Annotated in this window: 11 protein-coding genes; 3 read left to right on the forward strand and 8 right to left on the reverse strand. The window is 62.7% G+C overall.

Going from position 1 to position 17496, the window contains the following annotated elements; genetic code table 11:
• Nucleotides 1-16 precede the first annotated feature (16 nt).
• Complete coding sequence (locus KW838_RS26235; protein WP_102702683.1) at nt 17-973, forward strand: alpha/beta fold hydrolase; 957 nt, start codon at nt 17-19, stop codon at nt 971-973.
• A 110-nt stretch (nt 974-1083) separates the two neighbouring features.
• Nucleotides 1084-2514, forward strand: coding sequence for a VOC family protein (locus KW838_RS26240; RefSeq protein WP_218504010.1), 1431 nt, complete (start codon nt 1084-1086; stop codon nt 2512-2514).
• Between the two features lie 457 nt (nt 2515-2971).
• Here the strand turns inward: KW838_RS26240 and KW838_RS26245 are convergent, their stop codons facing one another.
• The 4 genes from KW838_RS26245 to KW838_RS26260 form a co-directional block, all read right to left on the reverse strand.
• Entirely contained in the window at nt 2972-3550 is a 579-nt protein-coding gene (locus KW838_RS26245; RefSeq protein WP_008052121.1) for a hypothetical protein, read from the reverse strand.
• A 117-nt stretch (nt 3551-3667) separates the two neighbouring features.
• The gene (locus KW838_RS26250) at nt 3668-4741 is read right to left on the reverse strand and encodes a lipocalin-like domain-containing protein (protein WP_218504011.1); all 1074 of its coding nucleotides are present in this window, start codon (nt 4739-4741) and stop codon (nt 3668-3670) included.
• Nucleotides 4731-7202, reverse strand: coding sequence for an FtsX-like permease family protein (locus KW838_RS26255; protein WP_218504012.1), 2472 nt, complete (start codon nt 7200-7202; stop codon nt 4731-4733). Before KW838_RS26255 ends, KW838_RS26250 begins: the two co-directional genes overlap by 11 nt.
• 1 nt (nt 7203) lies before the next feature.
• Nucleotides 7204-7872 (reverse strand): ABC transporter ATP-binding protein, encoded by a 669-nt coding sequence (locus tag KW838_RS26260; RefSeq protein WP_218480547.1) that lies wholly within the window; start codon nt 7870-7872, stop codon nt 7204-7206.
• A 137-nt stretch (nt 7873-8009) separates the two neighbouring features.
• Between KW838_RS26260 and KW838_RS26265 the strand changes: the two genes are divergently transcribed.
• A complete protein-coding gene (locus KW838_RS26265) occupies nt 8010-9983 on the forward strand; it encodes an alkyl/aryl-sulfatase (protein WP_218504013.1) in 1974 nt (657 codons plus the stop codon).
• Between the two features lie 950 nt (nt 9984-10933).
• Here the strand turns inward: KW838_RS26265 and KW838_RS26270 are convergent.
• From KW838_RS26270 to KW838_RS26285, 4 genes are all read right to left on the reverse strand, one after another.
• On the reverse strand, nt 10934-12319 hold the full coding sequence (locus tag KW838_RS26270) for a DUF1254 domain-containing protein (RefSeq protein ID WP_218504014.1): 1386 nt from the start codon (nt 12317-12319) through the stop codon (nt 10934-10936).
• Nucleotides 12316-13665 carry a DUF1254 domain-containing protein gene (locus tag KW838_RS26275; RefSeq protein ID WP_218504015.1) on the reverse strand — a complete coding sequence of 450 codons (1350 nt, stop codon included), beginning with the start codon at nt 13663-13665 and terminating at the stop codon, nt 12316-12318. The genes KW838_RS26270 and KW838_RS26275 overlap by 4 nt, the downstream gene beginning before the upstream one ends.
• A 159-nt stretch (nt 13666-13824) precedes the next feature.
• Nucleotides 13825-15162 carry a DUF1329 domain-containing protein gene (locus KW838_RS26280; protein WP_218504016.1) on the reverse strand — a complete coding sequence of 446 codons (1338 nt, stop codon included), beginning with the start codon at nt 15160-15162 and terminating at the stop codon, nt 13825-13827.
• An 11-nt stretch (nt 15163-15173) separates the two neighbouring features.
• Complete coding sequence (locus KW838_RS26285; RefSeq protein ID WP_218504017.1) at nt 15174-17000, reverse strand: DUF1302 domain-containing protein; 1827 nt, start codon at nt 16998-17000, stop codon at nt 15174-15176.
• Nucleotides 17001-17496: the final 496 nt, after the last annotated feature.

Below are 17496 nucleotides of genomic sequence, written 5' to 3' on the forward strand. Positions count from 1 at the left end.
AGAAGGGAGACGCGTGATGCTTTTGTTGTTCGTGGTTCTCGCAGTGTTCGTCGCCTGGAGCTGGCTGACCTACCCGGCCATCGGCTACTGGCTCTATGACTTGAGCATGGCGGCCGAGGCCAAGCTGTACCGGCTGCACAAGATCGTCGTGCCCATCCCCGAGATGACCGTCTCGACCTGGCAAGGCGGGCCGTACGAGGCCACCAGCAGTGTGCTGATGCTCCATGGCTTCAGCGCCGACAAGAATCTCTGGCTGCGTTTCGCCCGGCACTTTGTCGGCAGCCATCGGGTGATCATCCCGGACATCGCCGGCCATGGCGAAACCGGCTTCAAGGCGGGCGGCGGCTATGACATCCCGCTGCAGGCCAAGCGCATGATCCAGCTGCTGGACGTGTGTGGCGTCGAGAAAGTCCATGTCATCGGCAACTCCATGGGTGGCTACATGGCGGCGTGGCTCGCGGCCAATTACCCGGAGCGCATTGTGTCCCTGGCCCTGATCGACCCGGCGGGGGTCACCTCGCCCGAGCCCAGTGACCTGGAGCGGCATTTGGCCAAGGGCCACAACCCGTTTCTGATTCATTCGCGGGAAGAATTCCGGCGTTTCTACGCAATGACCATGGCGTCCCCGCCCTGGGTGCCGAAACTGGTGCTCGATGCCGTCGCCCAGCGTTATGAACAGTCCCGCGAGGAGCTGGAAGAAATCTTCCGCGATTTCCGCGCCAGCCCGCCGATGGAACCCCACCTGCCCGACATCAGCGTCCCGTCGCTGTTGCTGTGGGGGCGCAAGGACCGGCTGATCGACGTCAGCAGCGTGGCGGTCTGGAGCAAGGGCATCGCCGACCTGCGCGTGCATATCTGGGACGCCATCGGGCACATGCCCATGGTGGAAGCGCCCTCCGGTTCGGCGCGCCTGTATCGGGAGTTTTTGGCATCGCTGCGTTCGGAGAGTCCACAGGATCAACGGCTCCACTAGGTTTGCAGTCGTTTGCAGAATGAAGTTCGTCAGAAACTTCGTTTGTCGGCGTCGCTGAAGGCTGCGATCTTTCGTCCATCCTTTACGTCACCGCGCCAGGAATCCTGTTCATGAACCACCCGAACTTCGTCAGCCCTGACCTGATCCGTCAACGCTTTTCCAAAGCGATGTCCGACATGTACCGCGAGGAAGTGCCGTTGTACGGCGCGTTGATGGAGCTGGTGGAGCAGACCAACCGTCACGTGCTGCACAGCGATCCGCAGATCCTGCAACAGCTCACCAGCACCGGCGAAATCGAGCGCCTGGACCTGGAGCGCCATGGGGCGATTCGCGTCGGTACGGCCGATGAACTGGCGACCCTCGCCCGCCTGTTCGCGGTGATGGGGATGCAACCGGTGGGTTACTACGACCTGACACCCGCCGGCGTGCCGGTACATTCCACGGCGTTTCGTGCCGTGCATGAAGCGTCGTTGCAGGTCAGTCCGTTCCGGGTGTTCACCTCGCTGTTGCGCCTGGAGTTGATCGAAGACCTGGAGCTGCGAGCGTTCGCCCAGTCGATGCTCGACCGGCGCTCGATCTTCACCGCCAAAGCCCTCTCGCTCATCGAGCGTGCCGAGTCCGAGGGTGGCCTGACCGATCCGCAAGCCCTGGAGTTCGTCGAACAGGCCCTGGAAACCTTTCGCTGGCACCACAGCGCCACCGTCACCGCCGAGCAGTATCAAAAGCTCAGCGCCCAGCATCGGCTGATCGCCGACGTGGTGGCATTCAAGGGTCCGCACATCAACCACCTGACTCCACGGACCCTGGACATCGACATCGTCCAGGCGCAAATGCCCGCCCATGGCATCACCCCCAAAGCCGTGATCGAAGGTCCGCCCCGTCGCCGGTGCCCGATCCTGCTGCGCCAGACCAGTTTCAAGGCCCTAGACGAGCCGATTGCCTTCACCGATCAGAACGAAGCTCGCGGCAGCCACAGTGCCCGCTTCGGCGAGATCGAACAGCGCGGAGCCGCCCTCACGCCCAAAGGCCGCGCCCTGTACGACCGCTTGCTCAATGCCGCGCGGGACGAACTCAAGGACTTCCCCAACGAAGCCAACGCCGCGCGCTATAACGCCCTGATGGCGCAGCATTTCAGCGAATTCCCCGACACCTGGGAAGGCATGCGCCAACAGGGCCTGGCTTACTTCCGCTACTTCGTGACGGAAAAAGGCCTGGCGGCGGGCGACCTTAAAAATACCGCCCTGGAAGACCTGCTCGGCAGCGGTTACCTGCGAGTTGAACCGCTGGTGTACGAAGACTTCCTGCCGGTCAGCGCGGCGGGGATTTTCCAGTCGAACCTGGGGGACGCGGCGCAAACCCGTTACGGCGTGCACGCCAATCAGCAGGCGTTCGAAAAGGCCCTTGGGCGTTCGACGATCGATGAGTTGGCGTTGTATGCCGAGAGCCAGCGGCGCTCAATCGAACAGTGTTTCGCGGCGTTGGCCGATGTTGTTCCAGCCAATGAAAAAGGCTCTTCACACAATCCCGGGAAACACCGATAACGCAACACCTGTAGGAGCCAGCCTGCTGGCGATGGATTCAAATGCGCCGCGTTCATCCGGTTAACACGCGTTATCGTTAACGACCATCGCTGGCAGGCCAGCTCCCACAAGGGCGCGTGCCCACGTTGAAATCCCAAAAAAAACGGGCTACCTGCAGGTCGCCCGTTTTTTTATATCCGAAACTTTCAATACAACCAATAAAGTGTTCGCCCAGTGCAATGGCCTCGGCAATCCATGCGCTGGTAAAGAGCCGCACACTGGGCGAACGGAAAGTATTTTAGTAGATGAGAATCAATATGTCCGCACTGCAAAGATGAAATTTATCGACACAATGTTTAAGGAAATGTCGACTAGATTACAACGCTGCACAACGCTGTAAACGCGCTCGTTAAACGCTATGAGCTGATTATTCCTGTACAAGACTTCTACAGAAACAATCAGCCCATATCACTCAATCTCAGTGTTTGCTGGTCACCGTCAATATGTCGGTGTAAACCACGTTAACGCTTTGTCCAACTTTCAAGTCCTTGAGTTTGGCCTGGACTTCAGGTCGCTTGACGTCAACCGTCTTGGACTTGCCTTCCGGGTTTTCAAAAGTCACCTGGTGTTTTTTCTGGTCGATGTGGGTGATTTTCAGCTGCACTTTCACCTGACGGTAAGCTTCGCCGCCGGGGTTGTCGCTACCGGGTGCTGCGCGCACTTCGCCGGTGGCTTCGGCAGTGCCCGGCAGGCCTTTGTCGACATCGGTGTCGAGGAAGGCGGCAACGGCGCTGGTGACCCTGATGTCGACCGTGTCGCCGGCCTTGAGGTTGTCGAGGTTTTTCGCTTTTTCGGTCAGTTGCACAGGGAACTCATTACCCTGCGGGCCTTTGAGGACCACGATACGGTTTGCGGTATCTACCGAAACGACTTGGGTGGCGACCTGATCGACCACCACCACTTCGGACAACGGGAGTTCGGCGGCAACCGCGCCGAAACTGGCGGCAGACAACAAGGTTGCGAGGGTGATGGCTTTGGTCAGTGCGTGGCGTTTCATAGGCAGAACTTTCCCTGTGATGAATGACAACAGACGGCGTTGACGCAAAGCGCAATGCCATGTGTGCGATGAGCATAGACGCTGTTCAGCGAGTGGTCGCAGCAGGTCGCTGATTTTCTAATACCCGGTCATTTCCAGATAGCCGTTCCCTGCATGACTGCCACTGAGGCGCACCGGGCCTTCCCAGTACGGTATGCGCAAGTCCATCCACGCCTGGGGATTGAGCGCGGTGATGGTGATATCGAGGTGTCTGGAGGGGATACTGATCGACCAGCGCACGGGCATCTCGCGCCCGGCCACGCTGGCTTTGTCCTGCGGTGTGAGGCTGATGTCGCCGGCGTGCAGCAACTGTGTCTGCCCCCGGGCGTCGATCCAGGTGCCGGTGAGGTAGGGCTCGCCGTCTTTTTGCCGCATGCGATACAGCATCACCTGCTCGCCGCTGTCCAGGTGCAGGGAGAACCAGTCCCAACCGCTCTGGTTGGCCGTCAGGGGCTGGCTGCTCCATTCGCGGTCGAGCCAGGCCGGGCCACTGACCTGAAAGGTCTGGCCGTCGATTTCCAGGCTGCCGCCGGCCTGGAAAAACGGCTGGCTGTAGTAGTAAGAGGCCTGACCCTGTTCGGATTTCTGGCTGAAGCCCTTGTCGCCTTGCAGCACCAGCGGACCTGTCGAGGTCAACCGCAGCCGGTAGCTGAAACGCTTGTCGCGGGCGCTGAGCAGCAGGTCCGCCAACGGATCGTCGGCTGTCGCCTGGCTGCTCAGCTGCCAGTCGTCGATCCATGCATTGAACGGCGCAACGCTGACACCGGCCTGACCGACGCCGCCACGGGCATAGCGTTCAGCCGCGTGATGCACCGTCGCCGACGTCACCGCCGCGTGACCGAGCCAGATCGTCTGGTTCTGCCAGCCCGCCACCTCGGGGGTGGCTTTCAAGGCGCTGCGGAACAGCGTCCATTGCGCGCCGAACTCATGCCCCTGAGCGTCCTTCAGGTTGGCGGTGATGTACCACCATTCGATGCGATAGCCATCGTGCGGTGCGTGATCCGCAGGGAAGCTGAACACCCGGCCGGGCACCACCGGGGTAAACGCAGCGGCCTGGTTGCCCAGCCCGGCAAAACCCTTTTCTACCGGCGCCGGTTGATCGCAGCCGCTCACCAGCAGCACCAGCAGCAAGACGCCGAATTTAATCTTCATGGGCAAAGGTCCGCAGCAAGTCCGCCGGTTGCGTGCGGTACAAACGGAACAACGGCCAGGCCGAAGCCAGCAATGTCGCCACCAGCGCCAGGCCCATCAACTGCAACAATTGCCACGGGAACACCCGCAACGGCAGGCGCCAGCCAAAGGCCTGCACATTGATTACCGTGTCCAGGCACCACGCCAGGGCGATGCCCAACGGCAACGCCAGCACCAGGGTCAGCAGCGCCAGCAACCAGGTCTGCCCGAGGTTGAGCAACATCAGATGCCGGCGTGTCACGCCCAGCGCCCACAGCGGCGCCAGCTGTCCGAGACGGCTCTGGCTCTGGGTCAACAGGCTGATGAACAGCGCCACACCGGCCACGCACAACGTCAGGCTATTGAGCGCGGCGGTGGCGGCGAAGGTGCGTTCGAAGACTTGCGTGGACCAGCCCTTGAGCCGCGCCTGATCGACGATGCGGCTGTCGTCCAGGGTAAAACGCGCCTGTAGCGCCGTGACGAACGCCGGGATCGACGCCGGTTCGATGCGCAGGTTGAAGCGGTTCGGTGCCAGTTGCGGCCAACCGCGCAACAGGTGGTTGATATTGACCAGAAGGTGACCCTTGGGATTGCCGTAGTCGGCGTAGATCCCGACGATCCGTGGCGACCAGGGGCCAGTGGGCGTCGGCAGCGTCAGGTGATCACCCAGCTGCACGCGCAGGCGCCGGGCCAGTTGCTCGCTGAGCATCACCCCATCGTCCTTGGCCAGTCGTTCCCAAGGGTTGTCACCCAGGGCTTCGAGCAACGGCCAGTGCTGGCGGTAGGTCGGGTGATCGATGATCCCGGATAGGTCCGTCGGCCAGCCCTGCAACTGGATCGACACCTGCCAGTTGGGCAGCACCGCCGCCAGTTGCGGCTGCTGGTTGAGCCAGCTGTGCAGCTCCCTGGCCTGGGCCGGGTTCTGTGGGTTGAGGTAAAGCTCGGCCGTCAGTCGTTGCTCGAGCCAGTCGCTGAAGGTCTGGCGAAACCCTGCGGTCATGCTGCCGGCACCGATGTTTGCCGCCATGGCCAACAGCAGCGCCATCAACGCCAGGCTCAACGCCGGAAGTTGCTGGCGGCAATCGGCGACAAACCATTGGCCCAGTACCGAGCGGCTGCGCTGCGAAGCGAGACTGAGCAGCGAACTGAGCACCACCGGCAACGCCAGCGCGGCGCCGATCAACAGCGCCGCCATCAGCACGAAGCCACTGACCAGGCTGTCGCCGAAGATCAGCGCCAGCAAGGCGATGACCCCGGCCATGGCCGCCACCCAGGCCTGGCGTCGCAACCAGCGTGCATGGGCCTGATGCCAGGCCTGCGGGTCGGCCAGCGCCAGCAATGGCAAACGCGCCGCCCGCAGCAGACTGTTGACACCAGCCAGCAACGCGCCGATCAGACTCAGGCCGATACCACTGAACCACCATGACAGGCCAAGGTTCAACTGCCCCGCCACTTCGGCCCCATACAAGCCACGCAGACTGGCGGCGACATCCGGCAACAGCACGCCGGCCAGCAGGTAGCCGCTGACCACCCCGGCCACACCGCCGACCAGGGCCAATCCACCCAATTCGACGGCAAGACAGGCGATCAGCATGCGCGCACTCACACCACAGGCCCGCAGGGTCCGCAGCAAACCCCGGCGTTGTTCCAGCGCCAGCCCGATGGCGGCGTGCACGATAAACAGGCCGACCACGAACGACAGCACCCCCAGGGCCTCGAGGTTCAGGTGAAAGCTTTCGGTCAGGCGTGTGAGGTTGTTTTCTTCGCCAGCACTCTTGAGTTGCAGCTGGCCCTGGAAGGCGTGCGGCAGCGGCGCAGTGAAATCCTTCGGTAGCAGCAGACGCGACAGTTGATCCGGCAACCCGAGAATCTGCTGGGCAAAACCGATGTCCACCAGCAGCACACCGGGCGCCATGTCGGCCTGCACCTGCAGCGGCGGCAGTGCCACGCCCGCCAGGTTCAGTGGTCGGTCACCTTCGCGCAAGCCCAGTACCTGCAGCGTCTGGGATGAAATCCAGGTACTGCCCGGCGGGCTGAAAAAGCCGACCACCTGCTCAATCGCCAAGGCCTGCCCCGCCACCGCCGCGCCCGCCGGCAGCGACACCGGCTCGATGCCCATCAACTGCAGGCGCTGTTCTTCATGCCCCTTGAGCGTGACCCGGCCTTGCAGCACCGGTGACACGGGCCACCCCGCACGGCGCAGATCGACAAACCATTGCTGCGCGAAGGTGTCGCCACCGGGCGCACCGAGACTGGCCTGAGGCTCGCCGCCAATCAGCTGACTGGCGCGGGCATAGCTGTCGCGGGCCTGGCTGTTGAGTGCCTGGACGCCGGTCAACAGGCCGGTGGCCAGCCACAGCCCGGTCAGCACACTGAAAAACTGCACCGGATGCTGCCGCCAGTGGCTGAGCAGCGCGCGCAGGGTCTGGCCAAAGATGCGCATGTCAGCGCTCGCCCACACCGGCCAGGCGACCACCGCACAGCAAGGCCTTTTCCGCCAGCCGCGCCGCCACGCCGGGACTGTGGGTGACCATCAGCAGGCTGGTGGGACTGTCGTCGAGCAGTTCCAGCAGCAACTGCAACACCTCGGCGCCGGTGGTCTCATCGAGGCTGCCGGTGGGTTCGTCGGCCAGCAGCAATGGCGGGCGCGACGCCAGCGCCCGGCCCAGCGCGACCCTTTGCTGCTGGCCGCCGGACAGTTGCTCCGGGTAGCGCCGCAACAGCTCGCCCAGGCCCAGGCGCTGCACCAGATGGGCTTGCCAGCGTGGGTCATGACGCCCGGCCAGACGCGCCTGAATCGCCAGGTTGTCTTCGACCCGCAGGCTGCCGATCAGGTTGAATTGCTGAAACACCAGGCCGATTTCCGTTCGACGCCAGTTCGCCAGTTGCCCTTCGTTCATCTGTTCCAGGCGATGCCCGCCACTGCGGATGCTGCCGCGATCGACCTTGTCCAGCCCGGCGATCAGGTGCAGCAAGGTGCTTTTGCCACTGCCCGACTCGCCCATCAGCGCCAGGCTGCTGCCGGGCCTGAGCGTCAGGTCGACGCCTTGCAGCACCGGCAGCGGCCCCTGCGGTGTGGCGTAGCTTTTGAAAACGCCATGGACTTCAAGCATGGGTCAACCTGCTGGATATGCGTGGCTCAAGGATAGCGGCCCTGAATGTTTTTTGTCCGTTGCCGATGATCGCCCTGCCCGTGCCCCGCCCTACCCTCGAAGCTGGTCTAGCCATAACGATAAAAAACGGAGACGCCATGCCTCGTTTCACCTTGAGCCCTCGTGGGCTGCTCGCTTGCCTGATCACCGCCTGCCTGGCGCAATCGGTGATCGCCGCCGATGCACCGGTCGCGGCCAGCCCGCAAACCACGGCCAGTAACGCCGCCGTCCTGAAACAACTGCCCTTCACCGATCGCACCGACTATGACTCGGTTACCAAGGGGCTGATCGCGCCCTTCAAAGGCCAGGTCAAGGACGCCTCGGGCAAGGTCATCTGGGACATCCAGGCCTATGACTTCCTCGCCAAGGATCAGGCCCCGGAGTCGGTCAACCCGAGCCTCTGGCGCCTGGCCCAGCTCAGCGCCCATGCCGGACTGTTCGAAGTCAGCCCGCGCTTGTATCAGGTGCGCGGCCTTGATCTGGCGAACATGACCATCATCGAAGGCGACGACGGACTGATCATCATCGACCCGTTGACCATGGCCGAAACCGCCAAGGCAGCACTGGACCTGTACTACCAGAACCGCCCGCACAAACCGGTGGTGGCCGTGATCTACAGCCACACCCACGTCGACCACTTCGGTGGCGTGCGCGGGGTCATCGACGAAGCCGACGTCAAGGCCGGCAAGGTCAAGGTGTTCGCCCCTGCCGGGTTCATGGAACACGTGATGAGCGAGAACGTCTACGCGGGCAACGCCATGAGCCGCCGTGCGCAGTTCCAGTTCGGCAGCCTGCTGCCCCGTGGCGAAAAAGGCCAGGTCGATGCCGGCCTGGGCAAGAGCACGCCGAGCGGCGGCACCGTCACCCTGATCCCGCCCACCGACCTGATCGACAAGGCACTGCAGACCCGCACCATCGCCGGCCTCGAGGTGGAATTCCAGTTGACCCCGGGCACCGAGGCGCCTGCGGAAATGAACCTGTACCTGCCGCAATTGCGTGCCTTGTGCATGGCGGAAAACGCCACGCAAATGATGCACAACATTCTCACCCCACGCGGCGCGCAAGTGCGGGACGCCAAGGCCTGGGCCGAGTACCTGGACGACAGCCTGGCGCGGTACGGCGACAAGAGCGACGTGCTGTTCGCCCAGCACAACTGGCCGACCTGGGGCGGCGAACGCATCCGCACCTTCCTCGCCGACCAGCGCGACATGTACGCCTTCCTCAATGACCGCACCCTGCACCTGCTGAACCAGGGCCTGACGCCGCTGGAAATCGCCGACTCGATCAAGAAACTGCCCGGCAGCCTGGACCAGAAGTGGTACACCCGTGGCTACTACGGCTCGCTGAGCTTCAACACCCGAGCGGTGTATCAGCGCTACATGGGTTTCTATGACGGCAACCCGGCCAACCTCAATCCGCTGCCACCCGTGGAAACGGCGAAGTACACGGTCGAGGCCATGGGTGGCGAAGCGGCGGTACTGGAGAAAATGCGCGCGGCGATGACCAAGGGTGAGTACCGCTGGGCCGCGCAACTGGGCAATCAATTGCTGTTCGCCAACCCGGACAACGGCGATGCGCGCAAAGCCCAGGCCGAGGCGCTGGAGCAGATGGGCTATCAAAGCGAAAACGCCACCTGGCGCAACATGTACCTGACCGGCGCCATGGAACTGCGCAACGGCGTGCCGCCCCATGCGGGCACTTCGGTGTCGGTGGACATGGTGCGGGCGATGAGCCCGCAGATGTTCTTCGACTTCCTGGCGGTGCGCCTGGACAGTGAAAAGGCCGTGGGCCATGACCTGACCCTGAACTGGACCTTCGAGGACCTGAACATGGACTTCAACCTGACCCTGCGCAACGGCGTGCTGACCCACCGCGCCGGCCTCAACGCCCAGGCGGATGCCAGCGTGACCATGAGCAAGGCCACCCTGGAACAGATCAGCCTCAAGCAACTGGACATCCCCACGGCGATCCAGAAAGGCCTGATCAAATTGCAAGGCAATGGCAAGAAGCTTGGAGAGTTGATGACCAGCCTCGATACGTTTGCGCCGCAGTTCAATATCGTTACCCCGTGAAACCGCTTTCGCGAGTTGGCTCTCATACTGGCTCTGTGTCGTTCACACATGCTGTGAACATCACTGATCCCTGAGGGGCGGCATGGATTTTTACGGGTGTACATATCCATTTCTGCGGTAACGGCTGCTAATGGTTCCGCCCTTACGGCGGGTCACTTTCGAAAAGCGCGAAAGTAACCAAAGCGCTTTGCCCCTGACGTTCGGTGCCTCGCCTAGGCTCGGCATCCCCTCGCTCCGGTCCTGCTCCGTGGGCCCGCCGCCATCGGCCATCCATGGCCGGCGGCGGCTAACCCGGCATCCATGCCGGGTTGCCCACTACGCAGAACCTCCGCTCGGCCTCTCGAGGGGGCGTGTACCTCAAAAGCCAAAGCGAGGCGGCCTACCGGCCGGCCTGTTTGCTGGGTTCGTTCGTCTGTGATGTACCTGCGCCTGTCAGGCCGCCTTCGCGAGCAGGCTCGCTCCCACAGAAGAGCAAAAGCAGAGCAGCCCATACCGCGCCGCTTCTCACCACTCAACAGGCCGAGCGTTAGCTCGCCTGCCGCTTTTGATTTTGATCCACCCGCCCCCTCGGCAGGCTGAGCGGAGGTGTTCATCCGGGGATGGGCGCGCAGCGCCGTTCGACGCAGTCGAACTCATTGCATGTAGGTCGAAGCGAAGCCGACCGGAGGGCAATGCCCCCGGATGAATACCGCAGCGAAGGAACCCCGAGCCTCAGCGAGGGGCCGTACGTTCGGGGCGAGCGTTTTTTGCTTCCTTTTTTAGGCGCTTGTAAAAAAGGGAGTCGCCGTAAGGGCGAAACCATAAGCCGCCGTTACCGAAGAAACGGATATGTACACCCGTAAAAATCCACACCGCCTGACAGGCCGCCTTCGCGGGCAAGCCCGCTCCCACAGGGATCCAGGTTGTCCACAACAGGTGTGAACGACACAAATCCAATGCAGGAGCGCAGCTCAGGCAGACACCACCTCAACCACCGGCATTTGCCAGCGCTGATTGACCACCTGCTGCCCAGGCCCATACAGGCGCAAGACCAGAGTGAACGCCCCACTCGCCGGCGTCGGCAACCAGTTGCTCTGCTCAGCCGGCGTGGCGTTCTGCAGGATCAACGTCAACCCACCATCCGCGTCCATCTGCATATGATCCCGGCTGCTCAGGCAGTAACGATTGATCGGGTTGGCCACCAGTTGCCGGTCCGGCAAGTCATACAAGGTCAGCGACCAGAACTCGCTGGCCGGCGGCAATTGTCCCGGTGCGAAACGCAGGCGATAGCTTCGCCCGCCCTGCAAGGGTTGCCCCTGATTATCCACACGAGTGCCGGTGTAGAAGGCCTCCTCCACACTGTTGCCGTAAATGCCGACATTCGCCGCGACAGCGCGGTTGAGGTAATTGCCGTCCAGCGCTTCGCGAGTGCCGAACAGGCCGAGGGTGGTACGCACCTGGCTCACCGCGGCTTGCAGTTGCGCCTGGGCGTCCTGAATCCCGGCGAGCAGTGCCTTGCGCGTGGCTGGTGGCAACGTCGCCGGGTCGAAGCCCTGGCCGGGCACGATGCCGATCCGCGCAAAGCGTGCACGCAAGGCTTGCTCGGACGGTTGCGTCGGACACAGGCTGAGGATCTGGTTCAACACCGGGATAAACTCAAGCCCCAACCCGGTCTTGCTGTCCCAGGGTTGCCAGTCAATGACTGGCGCAGCCACGGGCGGTGCACTGCCGATGTATTCATGCAACGAACGCAACTCGTATTGCTGCTGCACGGCACGCACCGCCGGCAGGTCCCCGGCGTTTTTCAGGCCCGTTCGGCCAAGCACCATGACGATTTCGGTTTCGCTGCGCAGCACGGCCGTGACACCGTCCGGTATCTGTCCTTGCCAGCCGGGTCCGGCGATCAGGTAGTTTCCCGCTTCGCGCCCGGTGCTGAGCACGCCGACATAGGCAAAATTGTGGGTGTACTGGTCGACCAGTTGAAGCACGTAATAGCGGTCGTCAGGCACGGTCGGCACACTCAACACTTGCGGCTCGCTGCGCAGGTCGAGCCAGGCCCAGGAGTACGGCGTGTCGTTGTTCGGCGTGACGATTTCGCGGTTGTTCGGGGTGTACAACTCGCTGTAATGGCGAAAGCGATTGAAGCCGCCGACGTACTCCGGCGCAGACGCGTTGAGCGCCTGTTTTTCCATGGTCTGGTAATGCATGAGCATGGGGTACGCGTAAATCCACGCCTCTTTGGCAATCTGCCGAAGGTCTTCGGAATCAGCGGCCAGCAACCAGCGCGGAAACATCAGGCTGCCTCCCAATACCCCCATGGAGCCCAACACCCGGCGGCGACTGAACATCAGGTTCATGATTCGATCCTCGCGATCGTCGGCAACTGATAACTCCCGTCCAGTGCCCCGCCCTTGGGCAGGTACAGGCGCAACAGCAGGTTGAACGGACCTTGCGGCGTCGGCAGCCAGTTGCCCTGCGGCGCATCCTTGGGCGCATCGGCTTGCAGGGTCAGGGTCAAGCCGCCGTCGGCATCGTATTGTAGACCAGGGCTGCGGTCGCCCAGGGCATAACGCTGGATCGGGTTGGCGGCGAGCAGTTGGGTTTTGCCGTCATACAAGGTCAGCGACCAGAACGCATTCACCGGCGGCAATTGCCCGGCGGGGAAATGCAGGCGATAGGCGTGCTGGCCACTGAGCATCTGCCCCTGGGCATCGTGCAGTGCCATCGGGTACAGCGCTTCCACCGCATCGTTGGCGTAGATGTAACGCCACGCGACCGCGGCACGGGTCAGGTCGTCGTCGCCGAACTTGCCGACGTTGGACGGCGACGGCAACCAGCCCTGCTGTTCCACCGACAGTTGGCTGGACGCTGCGCGCACTTGCTCGCGACCGGCTTCGGCGCCCTGGGCGACGGCTTCGTGCAAATCCGCCGGCGCCTGGAATGTGGCGCCCGGCTTCACACCGATGGCGGCGAAACGGGCCAGTTTTTCCTGCTCGCTGGCGCTCCACTGGTGCAGCGGCGCCAAGGCGTTGAAGGTGCTGAACAGCGCCTGTGCCGGCCCCTGTTTGGTGTCCGCATACGCGGGAAGCTGCAGCGCTGCCAAGGGTTCAGGCGCCGCGCCGCCGCTCACGGTGGACAGTGGTTGCAAGGCGTAGCCCTTGAGCACTTGAGCGGCGTCTTTCTGATCGGCTTCGCCCTTGACCTCGGTGCGCCCCAACAGGAACACCAGGCGGCTCGGCGAGCGAATCACACCGCTGAAACCCGATGGCATTTCACCCTTCCAGTCCGGCCCGGCGATCAGGTAGCGCCCCGCTTTATCACCCGTGGCGCGGGTGCCGATGTAGTCGAGGTTGTCGGTGCGCATGTCGACCAGTTGAAAGCTGTAGTAGCGCCCCTGCACGGCCGGCACGTCCAGCACCATCGGTTCGCTGCGCAAATCAAGCAGGGCTCGGGAATAGAAGGTGTCGTTGTTCGGCGACACCACTTTGTTGTCCTGCGGGCCGAGCAAGCGCGGTTCGCTGTAGAGCCGGTTGAACGGCAGCCTGGCGGCGATGGCGCTGAGCACTTTGTCGTGCTCGACGGTGGCGTAGGCGAACACGTAGGCCTCCCGGGCCAGTGCCTTCGCCTGGGGTTGATCGAGGGTTGCAGCGTGAACGGTACCCAGGCTTGCGCCCAGGGCAAGAGCGGATATCCAGTAGCGCACGGTAGATCTCCTTTGTGGAATCAACGATTCACCGCAAGTCCCTGTGGGAGCGGGCTTGCTCGCGAAGAGGGAGTGTCAGCTAACATAGATGTTGACTGACACACCGCTTTCGCGAGCAAGCCCGCTCCCACAAGGGGTTTGCGGTGGTTTGGCGAATGGTTACTTGGCCCAGCGCCGCAGGTCCGACGGGGTGTAGTCGTCGGTCTTGGCGGCGAAGCCCACGCGCATCGGTTCGGTCTCTTCGTTGGCCAGGCCGCCGGCGTAGTAGCGTCCGGAGATCAGGTCGTAGGAGGTTTCCAGCACGTTGTAGGTGAAGCCGTGGTCGTACTGCTGAATCGCATGCAGTTCACCGCTGCGCCACAGTTCACCGCGGCTGTCGTACTGGTCCGACTGGGCGATCTGCCAGCTGTCCTCGTCCACATAGAAGCGGCGCTTGGCGTAGATATGCCGGGCACCCGGCTTGAGGGTCGCCTCCACCACCCACACCCGATGCTTCTCGTAGCGGGCCAGGTCCTGGTTGACGTGGTTGGGCTTGATCACGGCGTCGTACTTGAGGTCGCGGCTGCCGATCTTGTAGCTGTTGTAAGGAATGAACAGCTCTTGCTTGCCCACCAGTTTCCAGTCGAAACGGTCCGGCGCGCCGTTGTAGCCGTCGACGTTGTCGGCGGTGATCAGGCCATTGCTGTAACGGGCGCTGTTGTCGTAGGCGATCATCGGCGCACGACGCACGCGACGTTGCCCCGGCAGGTATTGCCAGGCCGAACGCGGCTCGGCGACCTGGTCGATCGGCTCATGCACCAGCACCGCTTCGCCGGACAGACGCGCCGGCTCCAGGACCCGGCTCTTGAACATGAACAGCACGTTGGAGCCCGCCTCCAGGCCACTCACGGTGTCGGCGAAGTTGATCAGCGACTGGTTGCGCACATAGCTGGTGGCGCCGTTTTCACGCACCAGTGCGGCGCTGCTGATGCGCTCGTAGCTGCCGCCGCGATAACGGGTCATGTGGTTCCACATCACCTCCAGGCCTTCGGTGGGCAGCGGAAACGGAATGCCCCTGGCGTAGTCATGCAGACCGTTGCCACCATCGGCCATGCTGGTCTTGGCCACGTTGTCGCGGCTTGCCGCCAGCACATCCTTGGGCAGGTTGGCGCTGCGATGGGTCGGGTAGATGTTCATCTTGTAGGTGTCGGGAAAACGCTTGAACAACGCGATTTGCCCAGGGCTGAGAAACTTCTCGTACTGTGCCACATTCTTCGCCGTGACGGTGAACAAGGGCTTCTCGGCCGCATAAGGGTCGCTGTAGCCGCCCTTGCTGTCGACGGTGCCGGCGTTGCTCGCCAGGCCACCGGTCCAGGCCGGAATGCTGCCGTCGGCATTGGCTGCCATTTCCGAGCCCATGGGGGTCAGGGTCTTGCCCAGGGCCGCCGAATCGGTGCCTTTGGCCTGAGCCAGGCCGACGGTGCAGGCCAGGGCCAGCACGCACAATTGCATACGCATAACGGTTCTCCTTAGAAGTCTGCCTTGAAGCTGACGGATGCGAAATCGCGGTCGTCGAGGGTGCTGTAGTCGTTGGAACCGAAGAAGGCGTTGTAGGCCAGTTCCACGCTGTAATCGTTCATGTAGACGCCGGTCAGGCTCACGCCCAGCGCTTGCTGGCCTTCCTGGAACGGCCCTTGCGGATCGTAGGAATAACCCTCGACGTCATGTCGCCAGTTGACGGCCGGAATCAGGTTGATGCCCGGCAACACATCGCTGTATTCGAGGCTGGCGCGCAGGCGATAACCCCACGACCACTCGGTGGCAAAGCCTTTGTCGGTGCAGTACTGGTTGGTGACGCCAGAGGCCACGGTGTTGCACGGTGTGCCGTTGCGAGGAGCACTGCGGCCGAACGCGGCGTTACGGCCAAGGCGCTCGTCGCCCAGATCGTCGATGTGCACGACCCCGGCTTCACCGAACAGGCTCAGGCGCGTGGCGCCCAGCACGTTGTCGATGGCCTGGGTAGCCGAACCGGTCATCTGCCAGACACCCTTGCGTTCCCACGCATCGAACTGACTGCCATTGGTGGTGCTGAAGCCGTCCGGCAATTGCACCCAGGAGCTGCCACCCGGCCCGGAAATCACGGCGACGTTGACGTCGGGTGCGTTGATCGCCAGTGGCATGTTCGGCCGGTAGCTCAGCTCACCGGCCAGGGAAATCCCGGTGACCGGTTCGACGCCGTTGAGGCTGATGCCGTACAGGTGAATGTTTTCCGGGAAGGCCGCCGCATAACTCGGCGCCTGGGTACCACCGGGAAAGGTGCCGGGCAAGGAAGTGTTCCTGGCGTTGAGGGTGAAATACGGCAACCGCGAGTGATAGTTGATGTAGTAGATCGCCGCTTCGGCATCGTTCAGCGCCGGGATCATCTGGCGCAGGGCGAAGCCGAACTGACCGTAATCGGACGGCGACTCATTGCCCCGGGAGGTGGCGTACAAACCCGCGGCCTGCATCTGATCATCGGTCTGCACCTGGCTCAGGTACAGCGGCCCGCACCCCGGCTGAATCACGTCGCTGCTGGCGAAGAACGTGCCGCAACCGTCGAGGACACTGGGCCGCCAGTTGTACTGATAGAAACCTTCGAGGTTGGTGGTGTCGGTCAGGCCGAAGCTGAAGGACACCATCTCCACCGGCAACTGGCCTTCCTTGATTTCCACGCCGGGACGGTTGAACGCCGAGATGTCCAGCGGGTTGATCACGTTGATGCCGTTCTGGATCAACAGCGCCTCGCCCCAGGACAACACCTGGTTACCGACCTTCACGTTCAGCGGATGCTCGGCCACCTGGAAGTCTTTCCAGACGTAGGCGTCGAGGACCTGGAAGCCCTTGAACTTCGACAGGTCATCCCAGCCCGAATCGTCGAAATCCTTGAAGCGGCCATTGCCGGTTTCATAGGCGTGGTCGTACCAGTATTTGAAGCGCAGGAACGCACCCTGGCCCTGGCCATCGAGACTGAAATCGGTGAGGCCCTTGAACAGCTGCGAGATGGGATCCCCCTTCTCGAAGTTCAGCCGGTTGTCATCGGCGCTGACGCTGCTGCCATTGGCATTCACGCCCTGGGCCTGCAGGGCATTGGCGCGGGTCATCAGGCTTTTGTCGGGGTTTTGCGTCGACCAACTGCTGCCCAGGCTCAGACTGGTCTTGGTCGACAGACTCCAGTCTTCGTTGAGGTCAAAGGTGGTGGCGCAGGCCGGCCCCGTGAGTACGGCAAGAATCGCCAATGCAAGAGGTTGCGGGCGAGTATGGCCAAGCCGGTGAAGTCGTTGGCGGACTCCGGCTGTGGCCGAGCATTTTTTTATCATTATTGGGCTCCGGTCAGGTTTGCTCAGCCCGGACACGGTGCCCAACTATCGACCGCGACACGCAAGCGATGGCCGACAAAAAATAATCATCGGGGGGATCTGCGGAGCGGGTGGTATGCCGGCCTGGTTCTGATGCGTTTCCCTGTAGGAGCTGCCGCAGGCTGCGATCTTTTGATTTTGATTTTTGACAATGTCGAAGGGACGCAAGATCAAGATCAAAAGATCGCAGCCTGCGGCAGCTCCTACAGGGGGCGTGTGTTTAGCCGAAAGAGATTGGTCGGCCATAAGACCCCACCACTCAACAGGCCGAGCGTTAGCTCGCCTGCCGCTCTTGATCTTGATCCACCCGCCCCCTCGGCAGGCTGAGTGGAGGTGTTCATCCGGGGATGGGCGCGCAGCGCCGTTCGACGCAGTCGAACTCATTGCATGTAGGTCGAAGCGAAGCCGACCGGAGGGCAATGCCCTCGGATGAATGCCGGAGCGAAGGAACCCCGAG

The organism is Pseudomonas sp. PDM27 (assembly GCF_019219205.1).
GTDB classification, from domain to species: Bacteria; Pseudomonadota; Gammaproteobacteria; order Pseudomonadales; family Pseudomonadaceae; genus Aquipseudomonas; species Aquipseudomonas laurylsulfatiphila.